22 protein-coding genes and 1 tRNA gene are annotated in these 25316 nt (G+C 41.6%); 10 read left to right on the top strand and 13 right to left on the bottom strand.

Annotated elements, in window-relative coordinates; all coding sequences use genetic code 11:
• The first annotated feature begins 92 nt into the window (after positions 1-92).
• Together PSPO_RS06485 and PSPO_RS06480 are read left to right on the top strand one after the other, a co-directional pair.
• Entirely contained in the window at positions 93-968 is an 876-nt protein-coding gene (locus tag PSPO_RS06485; RefSeq protein WP_010560248.1) for a fructosamine kinase family protein, read from the top strand.
• Between the two features lie 60 nt (positions 969-1028).
• Entirely contained in the window at positions 1029-1232 is a 204-nt protein-coding gene (locus tag PSPO_RS06480; protein WP_010560249.1) for a CPXCG motif-containing cysteine-rich protein, read from the top strand.
• Between the two features lie 15 nt (positions 1233-1247).
• On the opposite strand, the gene PSPO_RS06475 is transcribed toward PSPO_RS06480, so the two are convergent.
• Positions 1248-1877: a riboflavin synthase gene (locus PSPO_RS06475; RefSeq protein ID WP_010560250.1), complete on the bottom strand. Its 630-nt coding sequence runs from the start codon at positions 1875-1877 to the stop codon at positions 1248-1250.
• 66 nt (positions 1878-1943) lie between these two features.
• On the opposite strand from PSPO_RS06475, the gene PSPO_RS06470 reads away from it, so the two are divergent.
• The 7 genes from PSPO_RS06470 (at position 1944) to PSPO_RS06440 (ending at position 9193) form a co-directional block, all read left to right on the top strand.
• The gene (locus PSPO_RS06470) at positions 1944-3299 is read left to right on the top strand and encodes an MATE family efflux transporter (protein ID WP_010560251.1); all 1356 of its coding nucleotides are present in this window, start codon (positions 1944-1946) and stop codon (positions 3297-3299) included.
• 61 nt (positions 3300-3360) lie between these two features.
• On the top strand, positions 3361-4284 hold the full coding sequence (locus PSPO_RS06465) for a DUF3080 family protein (RefSeq protein ID WP_010560252.1): 924 nt from the start codon (positions 3361-3363) through the stop codon (positions 4282-4284).
• A 182-nt stretch (positions 4285-4466) separates the two neighbouring features.
• Positions 4467-4543 (top strand) — tRNA-Val (locus PSPO_RS06460).
• Between the two features lie 164 nt (positions 4544-4707).
• Entirely contained in the window at positions 4708-5820 is a 1113-nt protein-coding gene (locus PSPO_RS06455; RefSeq protein WP_010560253.1) for an MltA domain-containing protein, read from the top strand.
• On the top strand, positions 5817-6458 hold the full coding sequence (locus PSPO_RS06450; RefSeq protein WP_010560254.1) for an LOG family protein: 642 nt from the start codon (positions 5817-5819) through the stop codon (positions 6456-6458). Before PSPO_RS06455 ends, PSPO_RS06450 begins: the two co-directional genes overlap by 4 nt.
• A 21-nt stretch (positions 6459-6479) precedes the next feature.
• Positions 6480-8186 (top strand): bifunctional isocitrate dehydrogenase kinase/phosphatase, encoded by a 1707-nt coding sequence (gene aceK / locus PSPO_RS06445; RefSeq protein ID WP_010560255.1) that lies wholly within the window; start codon positions 6480-6482, stop codon positions 8184-8186.
• Between the two features lie 65 nt (positions 8187-8251).
• Entirely contained in the window at positions 8252-9193 is a 942-nt protein-coding gene (locus tag PSPO_RS06440; RefSeq protein ID WP_010560256.1) for a LysR family transcriptional regulator, read from the top strand.
• A 228-nt stretch (positions 9194-9421) separates the two neighbouring features.
• On the opposite strand, the gene PSPO_RS06435 is transcribed toward PSPO_RS06440, so the two are convergent.
• The 7 genes from PSPO_RS06435 to glk all read right to left on the bottom strand — a co-directional run bounded on the left by PSPO_RS06435 (position 9422) and on the right by glk (position 16170).
• Positions 9422-9754 carry a membrane lipoprotein lipid attachment site-containing protein gene (locus PSPO_RS06435; protein WP_010560257.1) on the bottom strand — a complete coding sequence of 111 codons (333 nt, stop codon included), beginning with the start codon at positions 9752-9754 and terminating at the stop codon, positions 9422-9424.
• A gap of 91 nt (positions 9755-9845) precedes the next feature.
• Positions 9846-10124: a hypothetical protein gene (locus tag PSPO_RS06430; protein ID WP_010560258.1), complete on the bottom strand. Its 279-nt coding sequence runs from the start codon at positions 10122-10124 to the stop codon at positions 9846-9848.
• Between the two features lie 79 nt (positions 10125-10203).
• Positions 10204-11208 carry a type I glyceraldehyde-3-phosphate dehydrogenase gene (gene gap / locus PSPO_RS06425; protein ID WP_010560259.1) on the bottom strand — a complete coding sequence of 335 codons (1005 nt, stop codon included), beginning with the start codon at positions 11206-11208 and terminating at the stop codon, positions 10204-10206.
• A 1-nt stretch (position 11209) separates the two neighbouring features.
• Positions 11210-11839, bottom strand: a complete 630-nt coding sequence (locus PSPO_RS06420) for a bifunctional 4-hydroxy-2-oxoglutarate aldolase/2-dehydro-3-deoxy-phosphogluconate aldolase (protein ID WP_010560260.1) — start codon at positions 11837-11839, stop codon at positions 11210-11212.
• A gap of 12 nt (positions 11840-11851) precedes the next feature.
• A complete protein-coding gene (gene edd / locus PSPO_RS06415) occupies positions 11852-13714 on the bottom strand; it encodes a phosphogluconate dehydratase (protein WP_010560261.1) in 1863 nt (620 codons plus the stop codon).
• Positions 13715-14172: 458 nt separating this feature from the next.
• Positions 14173-15189, bottom strand: coding sequence for a LacI family DNA-binding transcriptional regulator (locus PSPO_RS06410; protein ID WP_010560262.1), 1017 nt, complete (start codon positions 15187-15189; stop codon positions 14173-14175).
• 15 nt (positions 15190-15204) lie between these two features.
• Positions 15205-16170 (bottom strand): glucokinase, encoded by a 966-nt coding sequence (gene glk, locus PSPO_RS06405; RefSeq protein ID WP_010560263.1) that lies wholly within the window; start codon positions 16168-16170, stop codon positions 15205-15207.
• A 249-nt stretch (positions 16171-16419) separates the two neighbouring features.
• On the opposite strand from glk, the gene PSPO_RS06400 reads away from it, so the two are divergent.
• The gene (locus PSPO_RS06400; protein ID WP_010560264.1) at positions 16420-17439 is read left to right on the top strand and encodes a LacI family DNA-binding transcriptional regulator; all 1020 of its coding nucleotides are present in this window, start codon (positions 16420-16422) and stop codon (positions 17437-17439) included.
• A gap of 21 nt (positions 17440-17460) precedes the next feature.
• Here the strand turns inward: PSPO_RS06400 and PSPO_RS06395 are convergent, their stop codons facing one another.
• The 5 genes from PSPO_RS06395 to PSPO_RS06375 form a co-directional block, all read right to left on the bottom strand.
• On the bottom strand, positions 17461-17862 hold the full coding sequence (locus tag PSPO_RS06395) for an energy transducer TonB (RefSeq protein ID WP_084616575.1): 402 nt from the start codon (positions 17860-17862) through the stop codon (positions 17461-17463).
• Positions 17863-18089: 227 nt separating this feature from the next.
• Positions 18090-20495 (bottom strand): glycoside hydrolase family 15 protein, encoded by a 2406-nt coding sequence (locus PSPO_RS06390; RefSeq protein ID WP_040642419.1) that lies wholly within the window; start codon positions 20493-20495, stop codon positions 18090-18092.
• A gap of 24 nt (positions 20496-20519) precedes the next feature.
• The gene (locus PSPO_RS06385; protein ID WP_010560267.1) at positions 20520-22013 is read right to left on the bottom strand and encodes an MFS transporter; all 1494 of its coding nucleotides are present in this window, start codon (positions 22011-22013) and stop codon (positions 20520-20522) included.
• A 3-nt stretch (positions 22014-22016) separates the two neighbouring features.
• On the bottom strand, positions 22017-23819 hold the full coding sequence (locus PSPO_RS06380; protein WP_040642398.1) for an alpha-amylase family protein: 1803 nt from the start codon (positions 23817-23819) through the stop codon (positions 22017-22019).
• The gene (locus tag PSPO_RS06375; RefSeq protein ID WP_010560269.1) at positions 23820-25316 is read right to left on the bottom strand and encodes a tryptophan halogenase family protein; all 1497 of its coding nucleotides are present in this window, start codon (positions 25314-25316) and stop codon (positions 23820-23822) included. It lies immediately after the preceding gene.

Below are 25316 nucleotides of genomic sequence, written 5' to 3'. Positions count from 1 at the left end.
GCTCAAAAATAATGAGCCTTGACTATAGTTAGTTTGTTGCTCAACTGTGTGCTTGCGCCACTAGCAAACTAAATCGCGCGAAGGACTTAATCATGTGGAATGCCCTAATCACCGAACTGTCAAAAACCCTACATTGTAACCTCGCTATATCGAACAAAATTCAACTGTCGAACTCTGGAGATGATCTGCTTTATAAACTTTCAGATGATAAACAGAGTTTTTTTGTTAAAGTCGCAAGTAAAGACAAACTCGATAACTTTGAACAAGAACGCATTGGTTTAAACACCCTTACCAAAGAAAGCACTTTTTACGTTGCCGATTCGCTGCTTGTCGGTCAAAGTAATGAGTTTGCCTACCATGTAATTGAATGGCTTGATTTAGATGACGGCAGAGAAACCGATTGGTATCACTTTGGTGTGACATTAGCTGAACTTCATAAAAAACATCAACAACAAATGTTTGGCTTTGATTTAGATAACTACATAGGTTTAACTGCTCAGCCTAATGAGTGGCATAAAAAATGGGATACTTTTTTTGCCGAACAGCGAATTGGTTTTCAACTGCAACTGCTGGCGGAAAAACGCATTCATTTGGTGGATATTGACCGCTTTGTCGATTTAATAAAGCAAATACTGCATACCCATCGTTGTCAGCCATCATTACTGCATGGTGATTTATGGCGAGGCAATGTAGGCTTTTGCCAACACAAACCGAGCGTGTTTGACCCAGCATGCTATTATGGCGACCGCGAAGCCGATATTGCTATGACCGAGCTGTTTGGCAAATTTCACCATGATTTTTATGTTGGCTATCAAGATACCTATCCACTGCCCGAAACTTACCAAGAAAGAAAGCATATTTATAACTTGTACCACGTGCTTAATCATGGAAATATTTTTGGTAATCAATATATTGAAGATGCGCATATGCAAGTTGTTAAAATCCAGCAACGATATGGTCTAGACTAGCGGGTAAAATTAAGGTTTTCGACTACACTTTAACAAGTGTCTTTATTGTTGGAAACTGCTATGAGAGACCATAAATTTCAACGGATCACTTGCCCGCATTGTGGCAATCATGTCGATGTAGAACTTGATACAACACTCGGCGACCAAGAATACTACGAAGACTGTGCAGCCTGTTGCAATCCTATCCATTTAAATATGCACATAAATAGGATTTACAACAAAGTGGAACTCAGTGTCGACAGTGATGACGAACAGGTTTTTTAAACCTTTCGGCAGCAATTAGAGACCTTTCGCTTTCATATAACGTTCGATAGTTTCAACAATAGTATAGGTTTGTTGGTCCACCTCGATATTAAATTCGCTACCAATGTGTGCAAGACCCAAATTGGTTACTTCTAGCGTTTCTGGAATTAGGTGTAGATAAAATCCGTTGTGAGTAACTTCGCCAACCGTTAAGCTGCAGCCGTTTACACTAATAAAGCCTTTGTAGTTAATGTATTTGAGCCATTTTTCCGGTAACGAAAGAAACATTGCGCAGTTATCTTGCTCACGTTCAATACGCGTAAGCTTAGCAACGGTGTGAATATGCCCAGAGACAATATGTCCGCCCAACTCAGTACCAAAGGTAACCGAGCGTTCAAAGTTTACTTTTTCGCCTTGTTTTAATTTACCTAAGTTAGTGAGCTTCAAGGTTTCGTCGATCACATCAAAATGCACTTGGCCAACTACGTCTTTATGACCGAGCTCGTATTCCACCACAGTAAGACAACAACCATTGATTGAAATGCTCGCACCAATGTCCAAATGATTTAAATATGCGTTGGGAGTAGACAAAACTAGACGCATAATTTCACCACTTTTGGAAACAGATACCACCGACGCCTTTGTTTGTACAATACCAGTAAACATTTAATTCCTATCTATCTCTACATTCAGTAAACTACGATTTTCCTTATTTTGCTAGAATGCGCAAGTATGACCTTTAATGTTTTTGAAGCGAGATTTATTCTTCGCTTGGCTATCCCTGTTTTTATTGCCCAAGTTACCATGATTTTAATGGGCGTTGTGGATACCGTAATGGCGGGACAAGTAAGTGCCTATGATTTAGCAGCGCTTGCCATTGCGTTAGGTATTTGGAACCCAGTTTTACTGACACTACTGGGTGTCTTATTAGCTTTAACGGGTATGGTAGCGCAAAACTTTGGGGCAAAGAAGCTATTTGCAATTCGCCATGATATGTATCAAGGGTTTTACTTAGCTTTGCTGCTTGCGGCACTTGGTTTAGCACTCATATTCTTTGTTGATATTCCGCTTTCTTATATCAAAATGGAACCGGAAGTAGCAGGTCTTGCTCTTGGTTATATTAGCTATGTTAAATGGGGCTTACTTGGCTTTTTAATTTACAATGTACTTCGCTGTGTCTGTGAAGGTATGGCATACACCAAGCCTGCGGTTTACATTGCCGCAATTGGCTTAGCAATTAATATTCCCGCCAACTATATTTTCATTCACGGTAAATTCGGTATCGACGCCTACGGCAGCGCTGGCTGCGGAATCGCCACGGCTATTGTGTATTGGTCAATGGCGTTCAGTTTGTTTATTTATATGCTGTATTCAAAACGCCTAAAAGGTCGTTTTCTATTTTCTCGCGCAATTAAACCACACTTTGCTACACAGCTAACGATTACCAAGCTTGGCACACCCATTGCCCTTGCACACTTTTTTGAAGTAACGCTATTTGCCTGTATTCCACTTTTTATTGCACCGCTTGGGGCTATTGCGGTATCAGGTCACCAAGTGGCTGCAAGTGTATCAACGGTATTATTTATGATCCCATTAAGCCTTGCGCTCGCCATTTGCATTCGTGTTGGTAATCTTACCGGACAAAAAAACTATGCCGCAGTAAAAAGTACCGTATCAACTAGTTTGTTATTAGCATTGATGATTTCAACACTAGTAGCGCTTATTACGTTCTTGTCACGTAGCGTGATCGGTAGTGTTTACAGTGATAATAGCGAAGTGATCGCCCTCGCCAGCGCGATTTTAATTTTGGCGTGTTTTTATCAATTACCCGATGCGCTGCAAGTCGCTGCAACAGGTATTTTACGTGGCTTAAAGTACACCGCGCCTATTTCGTATATTACGTTTATATCGTACTGGTTAATCGGTTTTAGTTTAGGTTACGTATTAGCATTAACTGATTTAATTGTTGAGCCTATGGGACCAGAAGGCTTTTGGCTCGGCATTATTGTTGGTTTATCAACCGCAGCCGTTTTATTAATTTATACCGTGAGGAAACGTCTTGCTAACGCGCCATTTAATAACGCTTAGTACCACAACCTTAATTATTTTAATACTTGCTGGGTGCTCAAAGGCACCTAGCGAGATTAATTTGGATTACCACGCACGCTTAAATACACAGCTCACGTTACCCGAGCTTAGCCCCTATCAAGACAGTAAAAAGTTGGTTTTACCAACCTTTTCCAACATCGATGCTAGCACTATTGGCATTCTACAACTTAATAAGTTACAGCATTGCCAATTAGGTCAATTGATTGCTGAGCGCAATTCACAGCTGGGGAAAGTCAGCGGTCCAAGCAGCGAGTTTGTATATAACGTGCGTTTTATCCAGATGGTACCTAATTGTGTTACAACACTTAACGACGCTGAGCTTACAAAGCAGCTCAACGAAGTAAAACAACAAAAAGCTGACTTGCTGTTTACTTATTGGGAAAAAATGCTGTTTTTAGACAAGCAACTTGCCTCGCTTTATTTACCTGTATCTTATTCACTGCTCGATGTTAACCAAACGCAAAAGCAACACACACTTAATACCTTAAATTATTTAGCGAGCGTTAAAAGCGCGTTGGTAAATCAAGAATTTAACCAAATAAACAGCGCTGAATTAGAAGCGCATTTAGCAACACTATTCAAAAACAGCTATTTGCCAAGTTTGTTGCGAGCTTTGTACGAACAAATTTTTATACTGCAGCAACAAAATAAAGCACTCGAATCTGTATCGTTTAACGATATTTGTAAAACCGGACATAACAATCAAAGCGCCACCGTACTAACAAATATTTTTAGCAAATTCTATGGCAGCAAAATTCAAGGCTATCACAACTATCTGTTGCAGGAATATATGCAAGTAAAGCCTGCATTACTTGGCCTTTGGCAAAATCAGAACCAACAACCTTACAAAAGTGATTTAAAAATTCATCCGCTTTCGCTCGATACCAGCCTTAAGCACTATTCAGTTACGCATGTTACTTGGTGGCAACAACTGTATAAACGCTGCAACATTCAACCAGGCTAAGCCCGATGTTCTTTTGTGGTTGAGTTGGCGTCGTCTTAGACTTACGTTCAATATCTACATCTGTCTAACATGAATATAAAAGAACACAGCAAACTGCATATAAATCCATCAGTTAAACGCGTTTGGTGAAAATTCTGCTTGTGCAACAAAAAATTCTATGTAGAATGCGAACCATAAATAGAGGGTCTGTAGCTCAGTTGGTTAGAGCGCCACGTTGACATCGTGGAGGTCGGTGATTCGAATTCACTCAGACCCACCATTTAATTCCAAAATATCTTCCCCCTTAAATATTCGTTGTTTCTAATTTTATTCTACGTTCATAAGTTTCTTCTATTAGCTTCATCATCTATGCGTTTTTCTAGCTTCTCACTTTTGAAATTAGTAAACTGGCATCTATCACTTAGCTTACTTATTGATGTTTAAATGAAGTTTAATGTTCTACTTTCTTTTCTAGTGTGCGCTATATACTCAACTCACCTGTTCGCGAATGCTTTTTCAATTAGCAAACAAACACCGCCAACAAGCCTTAAAATTAATACTGACAGCGATAAGCTTTGTCAGGTTGCAGATAATACCCTTGCCTATCGTGCACTGGGTAACGCATACGATCCCGCGGTGATCCATGCAAATAAACTTTCGCAATTTGGGATTACTGAAAAAGACATCGAACGAACGCTTAAATCACTGTGTGAATTTGCTAAACACGATGATATGAATAATACCCATCAGCTGACAAACTTTGAGTTTCTAACGAAACATTATGATTTCTATCGTATTAGTTCAGACACAAAACATGCGAAAAAACTAAGTAACAAAAAACCATTACTTAAAAATCTCACCGCCGATAAAGTGTTAATGACAAAATACTATGTGCATTTAGCGAGCGGCAGTGACAGCAAAACAAGCGAAACACCGTTTCCACTTTATGCGCTGCCGTTTGATGAACACCATTTATCACTAGAAGAAGCAAATACAAAAAAACACCTAACGCGATTCAAATACGGTAAACAAGCTATTTTAGGTGGTGTGATTGACGCCAAAAAGCTAGCAAAACCGCTTGTTTATTTGTCACGAGAAGATATAGAGTCAGCACTGTTACAAGGTACTATCGTTGTTGATATTAAGGGACAGCAGCGTGTTTACAATGTGCATCGCAATAACGGCATTGCCTACGACCGAGCAATTAAGCCATATTTACAAAATCGTTACTGGTACTTTAAACAAGTAGATGGCATTTTAGGCTATGGCAAAGACGCAGACCATAAAATTGAAGTATTACCGGAAGTAACGTTTGCGGGTGATATTTATCAACTCGGGCTGGGCGCATTAGTTTTTGCGCAATTTGATTTTAAAAGTCATAGCGAATACCGAATGGCAGTGATGGCCGATACCGGTGGCGCGTTTGAAAATAACTTGTATCAGCTGGACTATTTAGCAGGCAGTTACCCAGGCATTAACGCCTATTACGATGCAAACCGACATATGCCGGATTATATTGACGCGTGGTTTATGGTGTTAAAAGGAGATGCACAATGATCGATGATTTAAAGGGTGACGAATCATGGCGCATGTTTCGTATTATCAGTGAGTTTGCCGATGGATTTGATAAATTATCAGATACGGGTCCTGCCATCTCTATTTTTGGCTCAGCACGCTTAGAGCCAAGCGATACGTACTATCAAGCAACCGTCGATATTGCCAAACGCTTTGTAGAAGAAGGGTTTGCGGTGATTTCTGGCGGTGGGCCTGGGATCATGGAAGCAGCCAATCGCGGTGCAACAAACGGCAAAAGCATTGGCCTAAACATTGAACTGCCACACGAACAAGTGCCTAACCCATATCAAAATCAACCTCTTGATTTTCGCTATTTTTTTACCCGTAAAGTGATGTTTTTAAAATACTCTATGGGCTATATTTGTATGCCTGGTGGCTTTGGTACACTCGATGAAACATTTGAATCGCTTACGCTACTACAAACCGGCCGCATTTCAAAAATGCCTATCGTGCTATTTGGCTCAGAATTTTGGCAAGGGCTGGTTGATTGGATGCAAGCACAGCTAGTTAAAAAAGGATTGATTGACCAAAGTGACTTTTCGTTGTTCACTGTAACCGATGATATCGAAGAAGCGGTGGCGATTATTGTTAAACACGCTCGAGGTCGTCAACAACCATAATAACAATAAAGGGATATAAAAATGCAATTGAGCCAGGTTATTGCTAACCTAATTTTAAAAGGGTTTAGCCATCACTATTCATTGTTTCAAGGGTTAACCTCGCAAGCTCAAGTGCATTTTGCCAATGCCGATTGGCAATCAATGCAGCGTATTAGCGCTGAGCGCATTAGTTACTACGACAAGCGCGTAAATGAATGTATTGAAAAGTTAAAGCGCCGCATTGATGCCTCGCATATCGATACCGAATTATGGCTTGCCACGAAAGCCGAGTATACCGATTTACTGAGTTTTCACCCACAAGCCGAGCTGGCTGAAACCTTTTTTAATTCGGTATTTTGCCGCTTATACCACCGCAAATATTTTAATAACGACTTTATTTTTGTTGAAAGTACTTTAACCGCGCCACTGGTTCCGGTTGAAGAAGAATACAAAAGCTTTTTTCCCGTCGTCGATGGTTTATTGCCCACCATTAAACAAATATTCGCCCAATTCGACTTAAAAGCACCGTTTATCGACCTTGAATCAGATATAAAAAATATTGTTAAGGCCTTTGTTAAGCAAGCACCGAATGTTAACTCGCGCAATCATCAAATGCGCTTTGATATATTGAAAGCACCGTTTTATCGCAACAAAGCAGCTTACATTGTCGGCCGTATTGTTAGTAAAAATGGCGTACAGCCGTTTATTATTCCTATTTTGCACAAAAAAAATAAAGGGCTGTATATTGATGCCGTGCTAACAAATTCAATTCAAATGCGGGTGGTGTTTGGCTTTGCTCGGGCATACTTTATGGTCAATACTCGCTCGCCATCTGGTGTTGTAAGCTTTTTAAATCAGCTTATGCCGAACCGCACACCTGCTGAGCTATACAACGCCATTGGTTTTCATAAACAAGGTAAAAGTGAGTTTTATCGCGAGTTTTTAAACCATTTAGCTTCGTGTAAGGAAGATTTCGAAGTAGCGGCAGGTACACCTGGCATGGTTATGGAAGTATTTACCCACCCTACTTTTCCGTATGTATTTAAAGTTATTCGCGATAAATTTGGTGATGGTAAACCCTTTGGCAGACGCACCGTACTTGAGCGATATCAATTGGTAAAACAACACGATAAAGTCGGGCGCATGGCCGATACCATTGAATTTTCAGATGTTGCCTTCCCAATTTCGCGCTTTCCAGAGCCTTTGTTAAATCGGCTTAAAAAATCAATTGCCGGTTCACTCGAATTTGACGGTGACTTATTAATCATTAAACATCTTTACATTGAAAGGCGTATGACACCGCTTAATTTGTTTTTACAAGATGCCAACGAGCAAGATAAACGCCATGTGATGGGCGAATATGGCCAAGCACTTAAAGAAATGATGTCGGCCAACATTTTTCCAGGCGATATGCTGTTAAAGAACTTTGGTGTAACTAAGCACAAACGCGTTATTTTCTATGATTATGACGAAGTGCAGTATTTAACCGATATGAATTTCCGCGATTTACCTAAATCCGACGGTTATTTTGATTACCCCGATGCCTATTCAGTTGCGCCACAAGATGTCTTTATTGAACAACTCACCACGTTTGTTACCACAGATCCACATATAAAAGCCTTACTGCTCGACCAACACCCTGAGCTCAGTACCGCAAGTTTCTGGCGTGATGAACAACAAAAAATTAAACAAGGCATAAGTACAGATATTTACCCTTACCCCGAAAGTCTAAGATTTAAATTACGATAACATCTTGTTATTTATTCATTCGTTTATTAAAGTCTTTTATAAAATACTTTAGCCACATAAATAAAATGAATATTAGTAAAGTCGATTTAAACCTTTTGGTGTATTTAGATACCCTGCTTAGAGAATGTAATGTGACGCGTGCTGCGAATCAGTTAAACATTACACAACCCGCTATGAGTAATGGTTTAAAACGCCTGCGAGCGCTGTTAAACGACCCAATCTTGGTGAGAACCAGTGATGGCATGGTACCGACTGAACGCGCTAAAGAATTACAACCTGTGATCCGCGGGGTATTATTAACCCTTGAAGAAACACTGCAGCCTAACCGCGATTTCGAACCAGCAAGCAGTAATCGCGTATTTCGTATCATGGCCAGCGATTACGCTGCAAGCACCCTCGCGCCTATGTTATTAAATCGCTTACAATCCTTAGCCCCTGATACAACGCTCGATATTGTTACGCCCAGTGATGTAACCTTTCACGACGTAGAAAACGGTAAAGTGGATATGGCGATTAACCGGTTTGATAATTTACCGCAATCGTTTCACCAAAAGCGTATATGGAAAGACAGTTTTTCGTGCGTAGTGAATGCCAACAATCCCGTATTAGAAAACTACAGCTTAGATGCATACTTAAAAGCCCGTCATATTTGGGTAAGTAAAACGGGTTTTGGTGTGGGGGTGGGCATGGATCCTGCCGATGTACAAAAACTTGGCTGGGTTGACGAAGCGCTTGCTCATTTTGGTAAACACCGCAATATTGCATCATTTACCCGTAATTACCATGTGGCTATCCACCTTGCTAAAGCACAAAACCTAATCGCCACGCTACCAACCAAAGTAGCTAAAATTTATGAAAGTGATAACGCGCTAAAAATAGTCGAGCCACCGTTCCCAATTCCACCGTTTGAACTCGATATGATTTGGAGTCCATTATTACACCGCGATGCAAGCCATATTTGGCTACGCCAACAAATTGCCGATGTAGCAGAAACGCTTTCAAGCTAACTGAAGCCGTTTATAACGTATAAAAAAGCCGACAAACAGTGTCGGCTTTTTTAATCAGAGCTGGGATTATACCAATTCACTTAAATAGCAGCCCATCCTAGCGGACTAAACGTCATGCTAACTGCGTTAGAATATATCAATATAGAACAACTATATAAAAATATTCTGCCTTGTTACCATTTCATTTATCCAGCGCTACCCCTGTTCTCATTCTTAACAGAATTGGGATTATTCTTCACGTTTAGTAAGCTTAACACCATCGACTGTCATGACCCACTGATCGTTTTCAATCGAAGGTGGCTCTGTTACATCAAAGGTAGTCGTTAAAAATCCCACACCCACAATAAAATCATCACCTTGAAACTCTTTAAGTGGCCCATTAACCTCGGTGCTACCGCCGCCCTTCAGGCGCTTATAAGATACTGTGCCGTCAGGCAAGATTAGCAAATACATTTCTTTACTCGACCACTCCCCCGCATACGATAACCTATCGTCTGGTAACGGTTCGCTACATGCACTTAAAAATAATAAAGCAAAAATAACCAATAATGATTTTTTCATATTCCCTCACAAAAAGTAAAACAAAATAAACGTAAATAAAATTAGGTGATAATGCGCATTTTATAACAAGCTTACAGTGGCCATAAGACTTTTATAACTTAGCGTCTGACGTATTCGTTTCAAGTAAACGATAAATGGCATCCAGATAGAAACACGGATAAAACCCGCCAATAAACAACACTAAGCTGCTCGCACTAAGTAAATCAGTAAACGTAAGTGCCTTAATATCCAGCTTAAGTGATATTTGATCAAACATCAGCCAAAGGGCAAAAAATAGTAAAGCGAAATGAAGAAGCGAAAATGCCATAACGCGCAATTTAGACTTGGCAATTGAGTGCGACCATGTCGCAGGCTGTGATGCTAAACTCATAAACAATCCTTTGTTTTTTAGCATTGTAAAACAAAAACGGCTGCAAATGCAGCCGTTTTTACTTAGTCGGTAGAGTAAATTATAAAAACTTACCTAATGCTGTTACTTGGTCAAGCATGCGGTTTGAGAAACCCCACTCGTTATCGTACCAAGCCATTACTTTAACTAATTTACCATCAACCTTAGTTTGCGTTGCATCGAATACTGAAGACGCTGGGTTGTGGTTAAAATCAATTGATACAAGCGGTGCTTCGTTGTACTCAAGTACTTCTGCCATTGCACCTTCAGCTGCAGCTTTAACCGCTGCATTTACTTCTTCAGCTGTCGTGTCACGCTTGGCAACAAAGGTTAAATCCACAAGTGATACATTGATAGTTGGTACACGTACCGCCATGCCGTCTAGCTTACCAGCAAGCTCAGGTAATACTAAGCCTACTGCTTTTGCTGCGCCCGTTTTAGTTGGGATCATACTTTGTGTTGCACTACGTGCACGGTATAAATCGCTGTGGTACACGTCCGATAGGTTTTGGTCGTTGGTGTAAGCATGAATTGTTGTCATGCTGCCTTGCTCAATACCAATTGTATCGTTAAGCGCTTTAGCAACAGGCGCTAAACAGTTAGTTGTACACGACGCATTTGAAATAATAATGCTATCAGCGTTTAACACATCTGAGTTAACACCGTGCACAACCGTTGCGTCCATATCTGTACCTGGCGCAGATACGATTACACGCTTTGCACCCGCTTCAATGTGTTTTGCTGCCGCGTCACGTGATGTGAAAAGACCAGTACATTCAAGCACGATGTCCACAGCTAAATCAGCCCAAGGCAAGTTTGCAGGATCGCGTTCTTGTACTAATGCAATTTCATCGTTGTCGATAACCAGTGTGTTTTCAGCAAGCGTTACTTTTTTACCAAACGTACCATGCACTGAATCGTACTGTGTAAGGTGTGCATTTACGTTAGCTGGTGCTAAGTCGTTAATTGCAACAATTTTAATTTCTTGTTCGCGATTTGACTCATAAAGCGCGCGTAATACGTTGCGTCCAATACGGCCATAACCGTTAATAGCTACTCTGATCATCTTATTCACCCTCATTCACTTTACTTGCTTGGCGCGCTAACTCTTCGATTGCTTGCCAGTCTTTATTTGCGATTAATTCTTTATCTAACATCCAAGTACCACCCACACACACTACATTTGGCAGTGCTAAATAGTTAGGCGCACTGGCAAGGCTTACACCGCCAGTTGGGCAAAACTTAACATGTGGTAGTGGACCAAAAATTGACTTCAACATTGGCACACCACCGGCGGCTTCTGCTGGGAAAAACTTTAAAAAGCCGAAGCCTTTTGCTGCCAGCTGCATCACTTCACTTGGTGTTGCAGCACCTGGTAAAAATGGCACATCTGTTTCACTGGCAAGCGCTAACAACTCATCGTTAACACCAGGGCTCACCATAAAATCAGCGCCCGCTTCAATTGATGCATTAAAGGTTGCTTTATCTATTACAGTGCCAGTACCAACGTACGCTTCTGGCAATGCTTGTTTAATTTGTTTAATTGCTTCTACCGCTACAGGTGTACGCAGGGTAATTTCTAATGCGCGTAAGCCACCGTTGTACAATGCCTTTGCAAGTGGCACTGCATCTTCAAGGTTATTAATAACAACAACAGGGACTACCGGTGCTGCTTGAAGAATTTTTTCAATACTCATTTTTACTTCCTGTTATTGGTTTGTATTTGGGTAGATCAGACCAAATGCACTGGCACCTAAATCTGCGCTAGATACCGTTTGGCGAATACCTTCAAACAATTCACGACCTGTTCCAAAAGTTTGAACTTGTTCGCTAATTTCTATTTCACGCTGTGCAAATTCATCATCAGCAACATGCACTTTTAATACGCCATTTGGTGCATCAAGTGTTACCACATCACCTTCGCGGATTTTTGCAATAAAGCCACCCTCGACTGCTTCTGGCGCAAGGTGAATAGCCGCTGGCACTTTACCTGATGCGCCAGACATGCGGCCGTCAGTAACAATCGCCACTTTAAAGCCTTTGTCTTGCAACGTTGCCATAATTGGCGTTAACTTGTGTAGCTCCGGCATACCTTTCGCTTTAGGGCCTTGCTCTTTAATTACAGCGATAAAGTCAGTTTCAAGTTCGCCGCGAGCAAAGGCATCTTGCAATCCTGCTTGCGAATTAAATACTTTTGCAGGTGCAGTCACTGTTTGATGCTGCTCTTGTACCGCAGATACTTTAATCACCGCATGGCCCAAGTTACCCGTTAATAGCTGCAAGCCACCTTGCGGGTTAAATGGATTTGTAACTGGGCGAAGTACTTCTTCATCGTGCGAATTTTCTGGGCAATCTTGCCATTTCACTTTCGCTGCAATTTGGTTGTCGGTAGCAATTACCGAAGTGTCAATTACTGGCTCTTTGGTGTAATCGTTTAGGCTATTACCAACAATGGTCTTCACATCTTCGTGTAAGAAACCGCCTTTTAATAGCTCTTTCACTAAGAACGGTAAACCACCTGCTGCATGGAAATGGTTAACATCTGCCGAACCATTTGGATAAACACGTGCAAGCAGTGGCACAACTTCAGAAATATCTGACATGTCTTTCCACGTAATTTCTACGCCTGCTGCTTTTGCCATTGCAACTAAGTGAATTGCATGGTTAGTTGAACCACCTGTTGCAAGTAAGCCAACTAAACCATTCACAATGGTTTTTTCACTGACAATTTCACCAATTGGATTGGCATCTTGGCTGGTGATCAGCTGGTTAAGCATCATTTCTACCGCATTAACCGTTAAACCATCACGTAATTCTGTGTATGGATTTACAAACGAGCTGCCTGGCAGGTGCAGACCCATAATTTCCATCAACATTTGGTTAGAGTTAGCAGTACCGTAGAAAGTACATGTACCGGCGCTGTGATATGACGCGCTTTCTGCTGCAAGTAATTCATCACGACCGATTAACCCTTGCGCAAATTTTTGGCGTACACGCGCTTTTTCTTTATTTGGAATACCTGAAGGCATTGGGCCTGCTGGTAAAAAGTAAATTGGTAAGTGGCCAAAAGACAGTGAGCCAATTACAAGGCCCGGGACAATTTTGTCACACAGACCTAAACAAAATACGCCATCAAAAACGTCGTGCGACAGTGAAACAGCCGTAGACATTGCAATCACATCACGGGAAAAAAGTGAAAGCTCCATGCCATCACGGCCTTGCGTTACACCATCACACATAGCAGGTACACCACCGGCAACTTGTGCAGTGGCATTAAATTTGGTTGCAACCTTTTTAATAAGATCTGGGTATTCTTTGTAAGGCACATGCGCTGAAAGCATGTCGTTGTAAGAATTGATAATACCAAGATTAGGTTGTTCGTCTTTGGTTAATAATGCTTTGTCTGAGCTTGAACAGGCTGCCATTACGTGTGCAAGGTTACCGCAACCTAAGCCAGCACGTACGCGTTTTTTAGATTTAGCTGCTGTCATACGCGCTAAATACGCTTGACGCGTTGCTTTACTGCGTTCAATGATTCGTTCGGTTACTTCTTGGATTCTTGGGTGTAGCATTTTCGCACTCATTCATAAAGATTTGGGAAAAAGGCTCAGTACTTAAATTAGAGACTCCTGCTAGTCTAAGTACCGAGCGACTTTGTCTACCCGTTCAAAGGTCCGATATCGAGCGTCTCTCACAATCACTCTATGACACCGGTGTCACATTATTAAAACCGATCCATGACACCGGTGTCAACCCTAATTTTAGTGCTTTTCTTGTGAACTGCCCAATTTATCTACAATAAAAAGCATGAATTGAGTTCAACAAGTGACAATGACATTAAAATGACAGAAAAAATAATTTACGAGGAACGCTTAGATATAAGGTAATAAAGAAAAAACGCGGCAAAGGAACCGCATATTGTTAAGGTATAAGTGAAATGTTTAGCGCCTCTTAAATAAAAGAAGCGCTTTGTTTTAACTGGGAATTATCGACCGTTATTTTCGTATGGCGTGAAGTCTTACGTAAAGAATTATTTTTGCACAGGCGCGGTCGATTCACGCTCAATTAATTTGCCAGCGAACACTTCTTCGATGTCTTCGCTTTCCGGCGCATTGATCTTATCGATTAATAAGTTTACCGCACGAAATGTCATATCTTCTACCGGTTGCGCAATCGTTGTAAGGCCAGGCCAAATATGGCGCGCAATCGGGGCATTATCAAAGCCTGCAATTGACAGCTCATCAGGTACTTTCAGTGACATTTGCGAGGCAACTTTTAATACCGCTGCGGCCATGTAATCATTCGACGCAAATACCGCACTTGGTCGAGCTGCTGATTCAAGGATTTGTCGCGCACTGTCTTCACCAGAATGATAACTAAAGTTACCCTCGGCAACTAGCTCACTTTTAAGGGTTATGCCCTCTTCGTTCAAGGCATCAACATAGCCGGCGAAACGCGCTTCAGTCGCACTGTGATCTGGGTGACCTTTAATAAACGCAATATCTTTGTGGCCAAGTTTTAGCAATAACTTGGTAATATCGTAAGCCGCTTGCGTATCGTTACTTTTAATCGAGATTGATTGGTCGTCTAGGGTCACTGGTGCGACGCGCGCATACGGGATATTGCGTAGCTTTAAATGGTCTACTAACTCTCGGTTATCTGAAAATGGTGGCGTTAATACAATACCATCTAAGCGCGATGTGCTAATAAGTGTTTCAATATTATCAATAAGTGGTTCGCCGCGCAGTTCACATGGGTGAATTAGCAAGTTGTAGTTGCGCTCTTGGCAGGCTTCTAACGCGCCTGACTGTACACGGGTGATATAACTTTTAGACGGGTTGTCATACAAACAACCAATGATAAAGCTGCGGTTATGCGCAAGGCCTCGGGCAATCGGATTAGGACGATAATTTAGCTCTTTAAACGCTTGCTGAACCTTCTCTCGGGTCGCATCAGACACGTTTGGCTCGTTATTAAGCACGCGAGATACCGTCTTTTTTGATACCCCAGCGTGTTTAGCCACACTATTTATCGTCACTTTTTCCATATAAATCTCTAATTATTACTTCGTATCTAAACTGGCAGCCGCACCCAACAACGGAATATTGTCTTGAGTGATTAAAATTACCGGAATATCGTTAACAATGTGCTGCATTTTTCCTTTTGCAACAAAACGTTTTACAAACTCACTCGCCAGTAGCTTATCTTGAAAACGGGGCAAAATACCGCCGCCAATATACACACCACCGGTCGCGTTAAAGGTCAGGCTCAAATCACCTGCTACAGCGCCAATCCAATCGCAGAATTGGTTGAGTGTTTTTACACAAATGTCGTCATCATTTGCGAGCGCCAATTGTGTAATTGTTGGCGCGTCAAAGTTCTTTGCTGTTTGCCCATGGACTTTCGCCATCGCACGGTACAAGTTTTCAATACCCTGACCGGAAAATACATGTTCAACCGAAACATGTTCAAATTCTTCGCTTAATGCAGTAATTAAGTTGCGTTCAAGTTCATTACATGCCGCTAAGCTGATATGGCCGGCTTCACAGCTCAATACCACATTCTGCTCTTCGCCTTTCACAAGTGCAGCAGCGCCAAACCCTGTACCTGGACCAATCACCGCAATATTACCATCGCTGTGACTATGCCCATCTTTAATGACTAAGTTTGCAGTGTTATCAATGTAAGGAGATGCGTGTGCAAATGCCGCAAAGTCATTGATCACTTTAAAATTAGCAAAGCTGAATTGCTGTTTAATATCGCTTACATTAAATTGCCAACCTAAGTTAGTTAAAAAGACCGTGTCTTTTTTACGTGGACCCGCAACGGCAAAACATGCATTGTTGGGCACGCTTTCTAGCGTATCAATGTAGGCTGCAACAACATCAGCAAAGCTATCAAACTCTAAACTTGAAAACTTTTGAATGTTGTTAAATACAATTTCTTTTGTCGTTTTATCAAATGCTGTAACGAGTGCAAAGCGTGCATTTGTACCGCCAACATCCGCAACTAATATAGGCTCAAACATATTAATTCTCTCAATTGAATTAGCTAATTTTTAAGTGCAGCAATTGCAACTCGTAACTAGTTATATCTTGCCCTGCTACAGACAATCAACTAAATGGCAACAAACCCAATTGACTTCGGTTAAGTTGACTAATTATGACACCGGTGTCAGATTAAATTCAATATCTCATCACATAAAGTTAGTTTTTTTATTAAGTTTATGGCTAAAATACCGTCTAAATTAACGTGTTTATCATAAAAAGGTGCACAGTTGAGTAAATCCAAAGCCACATCGTTCGATATTGCCCACTATGCAGGCGTATCACAATCTACGGTTTCGCGCGCATTGCGCAACAGCCCGTTAGTGAACGAGGAAACCAAAAAGAAAGTCTTTGAGATTGCCAAAAAACTTAATTACAAAGTCGATAAAAACGCTAGTAACCTGCGCACGCAACAAAGCAATACCATTGCACTGTTACTATTTGAAGATCCCACCAGCGATGAATCAATGATCAATCCGTTTTTTCTATCAATGTTGGGCTCAATCACACGTGCCTGTGCTAATCAAGGCTATGATTTGCTTGTGTCATTTCAGCAAATGGATCAAGATTGGCAAGCGCAATACGAAGACAGTCACCGCGCTGATGGCTTAATTTTGCTGGGCTACGGCGATTACATAGATTACCAAGCGCGACTTGCCACACTGTTACAAAACAACACTAAGTTTGTTTGTTGGGGCGCACGTGTTGATTCGCGTCCAGAGCTTTCTATTTCCTGTGATAACTATTTTGGCGGTGAGCAAGTTGCAGAGTTTTTAGTCGCTAAAAAGCGCACCCAATGTGCGTTTATCGGTGATGCATCAGAACACAGCCCTGAATTTTTCGCCCGTTTTAATGGCTTTAAGAACACGCTTAATAAACATGGTTTAGATGTTGATGCGCGCCAAATTATTAATGCCATTTCAACCGATGAGTCAGGCTATAACGCCACCAAGACTTTGCTTAGCTTAAAACGCCCTATTAATGCTATTTTTGCTGCCAGTGACTTAATTGCAATTGGCGCTATTCGCGCAATCAAAGAAGCGGGATTAAATGTACCTGAAGATATTAGCGTGATTGGCTTTGATGATATTCCTGTTGCGAGCTTTACTGAGCCCGCACTCACCACAGTTAATCAAAGTACGTCTGTAGCGGGAGAAATGCTTGTTGCGAATTTGCTAGCCCAATTAAAAGACGAGCCTCCAGCACAAACCCAGTTAAAGCCCACCTTGGTTGTGAGGCATTCGGCATAAAAAAGGCGCTTAACGCGCCTTTTAAAATGCTATTTCTTTACTTATTAAAGTGCCAACAGATGCCACAACATCATTGCCAGGACAGTGACTCCTTGCAATTAATTTATTTATTGCACAGTTTCCTTTTCCATCTTCTAAGCAATACTCAAACCGAGTTCGGAGCTTTATAGGTTTATCCATCCCTGCTCCACTTAACGCTTGCCAATTCCATTTAGGAATAACGTTTTTTGCCTCTCTCGCAAAGCTTTTATGAGTAGAGTTTATTAACGTTATATCTTCAATTTTGTGTTCCGCTGTTACTACATATTCAATAGTTGCACACCCTTGCTTGCGTGAAACCACTTGATCTTCAGGATAACGTGGTGCAAATCTCTTTACTGAATTAAACTGCAATAATTCCGAAAAATCGTTTGATACGCTCAAATCAGCGTATTTACGACTTTATTTATCAGCAGTTGAATTACACCCGAATAAAACAATTGCTGTCGCAATGCAAATCAATCTTTTTGCCATATACACTCCTTGTAAATTAATAATTACTAATTGGAACGTTATCACTTAAAAACATGTTTTTCAAATCACTTACTGCAGGGCTTCCAGAAGTGCTAATCTTTGAAACTGAATTAAAAAAGGCGCGTTAAGCGCCTTTTTTAATTCAACTTTTCTTTGACTACTGGGTAGTAGTCCCAAACTTGTTTGTCTGACATTGAACGCAATAATTTAATATATTCGGCGTGTGTCCATGCAAGTGGTGTCGCTGAATTTGTGCCTTCGCCAAATGTGTAATTATGCGGGTTAACACCAACACCATCCCACACTTGCTCTGGTAACATTAAGCCTTCGTTGGCGAATTGTTCCATGCCTTTTACATAGGTTTGCGTCAATGCGGCTTGCTGTTTCGTATCGAACGAATCAGATTGCACGAGTTTTGCAATTTCATAGTGGCCTCGTTCACCGGTAAAGAACGGCCAAACACGTCCACGTTGCCCTGGGGTATTATTACCACCTTCGGCGTAGTTGGTGCCAGTCACTTCGTCTTCACCATAACCGTCATTACCGTAGCGACGCCAGCCTGGGAATTGCCCCTTTACCCCCTCAAAAGTAAAGTTATATTTTACTTTAAGGTTTTCAGGTAAATTTTGTGCATCATATTCATCAAGCGTATCAATAATATGCTTATCTTCAGCGCTTCTTACACCATAACGCACAAGTTCCAAAAAGCCGCCATCCAAAATGCTTTGTTTGACTAAACCTTTGCGGCCATTGTTATCGCCTAGCACCGTCGCTGAGTTTGCATCGTCATCTTGGCTAATGCGTACATAGTGCTGGCCGTTTGATGCATCACTTGGTAACGTACTTTTAGTGGTATACATGCGCGATTCAACTTTGGCATTGTAATCTTTTGCTACATTTAAGTACTTAGTAGCCAAGGTATCATCGCCTGCCAGCTTTGCAATTTCACTTGCCGTAATAAGACCAGCAATTACAGCAGCAGTGGTTGATGGCGAATGCCCCGCTTGCTCTTCCCAACGTTCTTGCTGAGTAAATGGCGGCTTTATTTCGGTGTCATTCCATAAAATTTTAGCAAGACCACCTTCAACTAGAAAATCAGCCGCAGGTTTGAGCATTTTGTTAAACCAAAGGATCAGTTCTTCTTTGCTAAGCACATCGGCAAGATAAAGCTTCCAACCAAGCATAATTGGCATAGCTGTTTGGTCCAGCTGAACACCCACCCATTCTAGTTCACCGTCAACATGGGTCTTTTGTAAAAACCAGCCCGTATCACCTTGGTTACCCGGTGTTTTATCCGTCACTTGTACTTTTTCTAAATATTCAAACGCGGTTTTAGCGGTGGCTTTATCACCCATAGCTAAAAACGCCATTGCTACTTGGTAGAAATCACGTACCCAAACAGCTTTATATCCGGTATGCCCTTCAATTGCAGGTACGGTATCACCCCAAGGGTTTGACAGTGATGCAATCAATGCGCCCGCATGTGTTTTATCTTCCTGCGCTTTTAACACTAAGGCACTTGCATACGCTAAGCGGCCATTATCAGCTGATTGTGAGCTTAGCGCTTCAAGATCAAGCGATGCTAAATAACTCTGCCAATCAGCACCAAATTCAGTTAATAGTGCTTGGTAACCTTTCTGTTGGCTTGCGTTTGCTGCCGCAATACTCTCATCTAAGGTGTTACCAAATGACAGTGTTAAATCAAATTCTGCTTTGCTTGATGTGCTGCCAAGTAAGGCGTCAAGCGACACGTTACCCGTTTTATCACCGGTTGTTGCATAGCTTATGAACGTTTTGCCCGACTTCATTTGTGATATCAAATCAGATGTACCAACAAAACCTACACTCGCTTGTTCAAATGTTGTGTTACTTGAAAGTGTCAGATAATTATCGCCATCAACCGCTACTAATTTACCTTCTTTCACCGTGGCTTTATCGCCAACACCGTTATTATTAACATACGGGTTAGCATGCACATAAAGTGATAATGGCTCGCCTTTAAGTGATTCTAATACCACTTTTACAAATAACGTTTGATTGTTGCTATCAGTAAAAATGTGCTTTTCAATTTTAAAGCGGCCTTGTTTGTCAGTATTCGTCAACTTGTAAGCAAGTGACAAGGGTCTGCCTAGCTCATCTTTTTGTAGGTAGTCAATTTGCCACTGGGTATCATCAAGTTCTGTAGCAATGAAGTTGTCGCCTTTAACAACAAATTGCATTTCTTTTAACTGTGCTTGATGAATTAAACCAAACATGGTTTCGGTAATAATCCCCTGCGCTAATGAGAACCACACTTTTGAAACCGGGCCTGTTGCCGCTTTATCGCTGTAGCTGCCATCTAAATACGCTTCGTAACTGGTACCAATACCGGTTTTGCCTGAATAAGCCCAGAACGGTTTGCTACCTGGTGCGCCTGGTGCCGTTAAATTGTTTTGCGCTGTACTTTCTGAGTTAGTTTTCGCCACTTCAGCACCACAGCCAGAAATTGCAAGTGCTACTGCGCTTGCAAGCAATGATTGTTTAACAAATTTAGTTTTAAACATGGTTAATTTTTCACTTGTTGTCATTTACTTGTTATAGGTCACACGGGTTACCGCAATGGCAGCAATCAAGTATGAAACGCCACCGAGAGAGAGTGCATAAATTGCTTCGCCATCGAATACAAAGCGCACTAATGCGCCTAAAATGGTTGCTGCTAACATTTGCGGAATAACGATAAAAAAGTTGAAGATGCCCATATACACGCCCATTTTATTGCTCGGTAAGGCGTTACTGAGCATGGCATATGGCAGAGATAAAACAGATGCCCAAACAAAGCCGATGGCTATCATGGCATAAATTAGATGATCGCTATTCGAAATAAAGGCAAAACTCAACATGCCGCCAGCGCCAAGCAATAAATTGATCATATGGCTTACTTTTAAGCCAAGCTTTTTAACCATTAACGGTATTACAATTGCGGCAATTACTGAAAAGCCGTTGTAGGCTGCAAATAATACCCCTACCCAATCAGCACCATCGTTATACGCTTTTGTTGCAACGTCGCTGCTGCCAAAGTGGAAACTGGTTACAGCGGGAGTGGTGTAAATCCACATCGCGAAAAGAGCAAACCAACTAAAAAACTGTACAACGGCTAATTGTTTCATGGTGCTTGGCATGCGCATCATGTCAGACATCACCGTATAAAAACCGTTTTGCGTTTTACCACGAGTTTGCATACTGTTTGAAAGTAAAAAGAGCCCACCAAATACACTCAGCGCGCCGCCTAAGAATACGATATCTTTACCAAGCGATAACACATACACTGCCGCCAAAACTAACAAACCTAAGCCAAGTAATGCCACGCCAATGCGAGCAAACGGCAAATGGCCTTGGTTTGAATATGCAAGTGTTACTTGTGGATATTCATACTTCGCGAGTTCTTCAGGGCTATATTCTTTTGTGGTGACAATGGTCCAAAGTACCGCAATCAGTAATACCACAGCACCAAAATAGAATGAAAATGTTACTGATTCGGGAATAACGCCAGCTTCTGCGGTATTACTAATACCAAACCAATTAGTCATAATCCAAGGCAGTGCCGATGCAACTACGGCGCCAACACCAATGAAAAAGCTCTGCATGGCATAACCCATACCGCGTTGCTTCTTCGGAAGGTTGTCACCTACAAGTGCACGAAACGGCTCCATCGTCACGTTGATAGCAGCATCCATAATCCACAACATACCCGCCGCAATCCACAAGGTGGGCGAATTTGGCATAATACACAGTGCTAATGTTGTTGCCAGTGCACCGTATAAAAAGAAAGGTCTGCGGCGACCTAATTTCCCCCAAGTGCGGTCACTAAAATAACCAACAATCGGCTGCACAATTAAACCTGTAAGCGGCGCGGCAATCCATAAAATAGGGATCTCATCGATATTTGCACCTAAAGTTTGGAAAATACGGCTCACATTGCCATTTTGCAGGGCAAAACCAAATTGAATGCCCATAAAACCAAAGCACATATTCCATATTTGCCAAAACGACAGCGTTGGTTTGTCTTGCACGGGTGTTGTCATAAATTACTCCACTACCACAACTACTGCGCCCTCTGGCACTAGTGTGAAGTTAGTTGTTTTATTATTAGTTTGAATTTTGTTATTGCCAGCAAAGCGCAACAGGTTTGCTGGCTTTGCATTATATGGCAATGTAACTGACTGCACTTTATCGCCAAAATTAGCAAGTATCAGCAAAGTGTCATGCTCACTTTTACGGATAAAACCAATCACCGTATCTTTAGCCTCACCTAGCTCACTGGTTATATCAATCAGCGAACCTTGTTTAATGGCATCGCGCTTGGCCAAATTTAATAGTGTTTTGTAGAATTCGCGCAGCGCTTTTTGTTGGTCTGATAACAAGCCACCATCAAATTTGCCATTATTCACCCATTTTTGATGTTGCGGCACGCCAACATAATCAAAAATACTGGTACGTGTTGGGCTACCAAACCCGGCGTTTTCAGCGCCTGGCTCCCCTACTTCTTGACCAAAGTAAATTAAACTAGGCGATTGGCTGATAAGGTGCGAGACCACCATCGCGGGTTTGCCTTTATCCATATCGCCAACAAAATCAGGGCTCGCAATACGCTGCTCATCATGGTTTTCTAAAAAGTTAAGCATATGTGGCGCGATGTCTTTTACGTCGTGGTGAACGGGCATTAAGGTCGTTGCCGATTGCTTTCCTTGCATGATCCACTTTAACGTATCGTAAAAACCGACTTTGTCGTAGAGATAATCCATTTTACCTAAGTGGATATAATCACGATAAAGTATTGGATTGTATACTTCGGCAATTAACGTGGCATGCGGATTTTTGCGCTTGATATGCGCATTTAAGTAGCTCCAAAATTCTACGGGTACCATTTCAGCCATATCATAGCGAAAGCCATCAACCCCTTTGTCTAACCAATAAAACGCGATATCGCGCATTTTGTGCCAACTGCTTGGTAGCTCTTTATCTTGCCAAAACGCGACAACATCACGATAGCTCTTGGTTGCGTACTCACTTGGTAATGTCGCAAAGTCATAGCTGCCATCAGGTTTTACACCGTAGTTTACTTTTATTGTTTCGTACCAGTCATTAAAATTTGGCTGCGCCTCGCGTGAGCCATTACCTGTCCATTTCGCCGGGTTTTCATCAAACTTTCCATCAACTAATGGATGCGCATCACCGCCTAAAGGTGAATAATCTTCAGGAAATTTAGGCAGTGAAAACGCTACTCCAGGAATATAGTAAAAATCATTAAACTTGGAATAAGTAACGTTGGTATCGTCCTTTTCACCTAAGCCAATCACACCTTTAGGTTTTGCGATTGACTCATAGCGGCGCGCAACATGATTTGGCACGATATCAATAATTACTTTTAGACCCGCAGCATGGCTTCGTTTAATCAGTGCTTCAAATTCTTCAATACGCTTGGCCGGATTATTTGCAAGATCTGGGTTAACTGAATAATAATCTTTAATGGCATAAGGGGAGCCTGCGCGTCCTTTTATCACATCGGGGTCATCTAAACTGATACCAAACTGTGTGTAATCTTCAGCCATTGCATGATGAAGCACACCGGTATACCAAATATGGCTCACACCCATATCTTTTATTTCATTAAGTGCTTTCGGGGTAAAATCAGCAAATTTTCCAACACCGTTTTCAGCCTTGCTACCCCAGGGTTTATTGGTTGTATTTGTGTTGCCAAACAAACGGGTAAACACCTGATAAACAACCGGCTTTTGCACTTTGTTTTGTTCTTCTACAAGTTTAGATTGGGCACTGACACTATTTGACGCCACAATAAGCGCAAATAAGGCATACATCTTCTTTTTCATTTAATTACCAAATCGTTTTAAAAATTCATTATGGGTTGGCAGTTTTTCACTGGTGTGGGCAACCAAGGTTTTTAAGCTTTCAAGTAAATCTTTAATTTGTGCATCATTTAAGTTTTTCGCGAGTGGATGATATTGCGCCGGCGCAATGCCTTGCCCTAGCATCACTTGCTGCCAGGCCACTTCACTAAACAACTCGTCATCTTGTCTGAAAAACAAGGCGTTTTCAGCAAAAAGCTGTATTTTGTGGCGTAAGCTGTTTGGCACGTCCATATCTTTACACTGACGCCAAAAAGCGCTGTCTGTGCGCTCGGTTAATTTATAATGCAAAATAATAAAGTCGCGAATGCGTTCAAATTCAACCTGACTTTGACGATTAAACTCTGCTACAACCCGATCATTAATACCCATTAACGGAAAATGCTTTACGAGGCGAGTTGCCGCAGTTTGAATTAGGTGAATACTGGTTGATTCAAGTGGTTCTAAAAAACCACTTGAAAGGCCTATCGCCACAACATTCTTATGCCATTGTTTTAAGCGACGGCCAGTGCGAAAGCGAATAAGCTTTGGCTCTGCAATTGCCTTACCCGGTAAGTTACTTAGCAGTAATTGTTTTGCGTCATCATCCGAGAGATGATAACTGGCGTAAACCAAACCATTACCAATGCGATTGGTTAGCGGAATTTGCCATTGCCAACCGGCATCATGAGCAATTGAACGTGTGTAGGGTTTAATTTCATTCTCATCATGTTCACACGGTACAGCCAAAGCACTATCACAGGGTAACCAATGGCGCCAATCCTCAAAGCCAACATTCAGAGTTTTATCAAGTAATAAGCCATGCAAACCAGAACAATCGACAAATAAATCACCCGTTACAAACGCTTGGTTTTCGAGCTTGAGAGATTTAATAAAGCCATTGTTATGGTGAGTTTCGACATGGGTTACTTTGCCCTCAATGCGCTTTACCCCGAGCTGCTCTGCGTGATTTCGCAAAAACTGTGCGTATAAACTCGCGTCAAAATGATAGGCGTAGCTAGTTCCCGGTAATTTGGTATTTGGTAAATATTGAAGTTTATCGAAGCGGTTGCGCTTTGCTGCTTGATAATTAATCGAGTAATCCCAAAAACTACTCGTATCGCCCTGCTCTTTGGCTTTAAGCCAATAATTCAAAAAATTGCAAAATGGAAAGTCCTTACCAAAACTGCCAAACGCATGCATATAATGCTCGCCTTGTTGCCCCCAGTTTTCAAACTGAATGCCAAGCTTAATAGTTGCGTTAGTTGCTTTGATAAAGGCTTTTTCATCAATGCCAATGGCGGCATTAAAAGGAATGATGGGAGGAATGGTTGCCTCGCCAACGCCAATTGTGGCGATGTCTTTTGACTCAACTAGCGTAATAGAAATCTGCTTGCCAAGTACTTTTGCAAGTAAGCTTGCAGTAAGCCAGCCAGCAGTACCTCCGCCGACGATGACAACATTGTTGATTTGATTTGTCAT

This window comes from Pseudoalteromonas spongiae UST010723-006 (assembly GCF_000238255.3).
In the GTDB taxonomy this organism is placed as follows: domain Bacteria; phylum Pseudomonadota; class Gammaproteobacteria; order Enterobacterales; family Alteromonadaceae; genus Pseudoalteromonas; species Pseudoalteromonas spongiae.
This window is presented reverse-complemented; position numbering and strand designations above follow the sequence as displayed.

What these genes read in the sequence shown, in the direction of transcription:
- PSPO_RS06485 (WP_010560248.1), top strand. Translation starts at nt 93, where the DNA reads ATGTGGAATGCCCTAATCACCGAACTGTCAAAAACCCTACATTGTAAC.
- PSPO_RS06380 (WP_040642398.1), bottom strand. Translation starts at nt 23,819, where the DNA reads ATGAAAAAGAAGATGTATGCCTTATTTGCGCTTATTGTGGCGTCAAAT.
- PSPO_RS06375 (WP_010560269.1), bottom strand. Translation starts at nt 25,316, where the DNA reads ATGACAAATCAAATCAACAATGTTGTCATCGTCGGCGGAGGTACTGCT.
- PSPO_RS06455 (WP_010560253.1), top strand. Translation starts at nt 4,708, where the DNA reads ATGAAGTTTAATGTTCTACTTTCTTTTCTAGTGTGCGCTATATACTCA.
- PSPO_RS06390 (WP_040642419.1), bottom strand. Translation starts at nt 20,495, where the DNA reads ATGTTTAAAACTAAATTTGTTAAACAATCATTGCTTGCAAGCGCAGTA.
- PSPO_RS06450 (WP_010560254.1), top strand. Translation starts at nt 5,817, where the DNA reads ATGATCGATGATTTAAAGGGTGACGAATCATGGCGCATGTTTCGTATT.
- PSPO_RS06440 (WP_010560256.1), top strand. Translation starts at nt 8,252, where the DNA reads ATGAATATTAGTAAAGTCGATTTAAACCTTTTGGTGTATTTAGATACC.
- PSPO_RS06420 (WP_010560260.1), bottom strand. Translation starts at nt 11,839, where the DNA reads ATGAGTATTGAAAAAATTCTTCAAGCAGCACCGGTAGTCCCTGTTGTT.
- edd (WP_010560261.1), bottom strand. Translation starts at nt 13,714, where the DNA reads ATGCTACACCCAAGAATCCAAGAAGTAACCGAACGAATCATTGAACGC.
- gap (WP_010560259.1), bottom strand. Translation starts at nt 11,208, where the DNA reads ATGATCAGAGTAGCTATTAACGGTTATGGCCGTATTGGACGCAACGTA.
- PSPO_RS06475 (WP_010560250.1), bottom strand. Translation starts at nt 1,877, where the DNA reads ATGTTTACTGGTATTGTACAAACAAAGGCGTCGGTGGTATCTGTTTCC.
- PSPO_RS06480 (WP_010560249.1), top strand. Translation starts at nt 1,029, where the DNA reads ATGAGAGACCATAAATTTCAACGGATCACTTGCCCGCATTGTGGCAAT.
- glk (WP_010560263.1), bottom strand. Translation starts at nt 16,170, where the DNA reads ATGTTTGAGCCTATATTAGTTGCGGATGTTGGCGGTACAAATGCACGC.
- PSPO_RS06435 (WP_010560257.1), bottom strand. Translation starts at nt 9,754, where the DNA reads ATGAAAAAATCATTATTGGTTATTTTTGCTTTATTATTTTTAAGTGCA.
- PSPO_RS06385 (WP_010560267.1), bottom strand. Translation starts at nt 22,013, where the DNA reads ATGACAACACCCGTGCAAGACAAACCAACGCTGTCGTTTTGGCAAATA.
- aceK (WP_010560255.1), top strand. Translation starts at nt 6,480, where the DNA reads ATGCAATTGAGCCAGGTTATTGCTAACCTAATTTTAAAAGGGTTTAGC.
- PSPO_RS06410 (WP_010560262.1), bottom strand. Translation starts at nt 15,189, where the DNA reads ATGGAAAAAGTGACGATAAATAGTGTGGCTAAACACGCTGGGGTATCA.
- PSPO_RS06470 (WP_010560251.1), top strand. Translation starts at nt 1,944, where the DNA reads ATGACCTTTAATGTTTTTGAAGCGAGATTTATTCTTCGCTTGGCTATC.
- PSPO_RS06430 (WP_010560258.1), bottom strand. Translation starts at nt 10,124, where the DNA reads ATGAGTTTAGCATCACAGCCTGCGACATGGTCGCACTCAATTGCCAAG.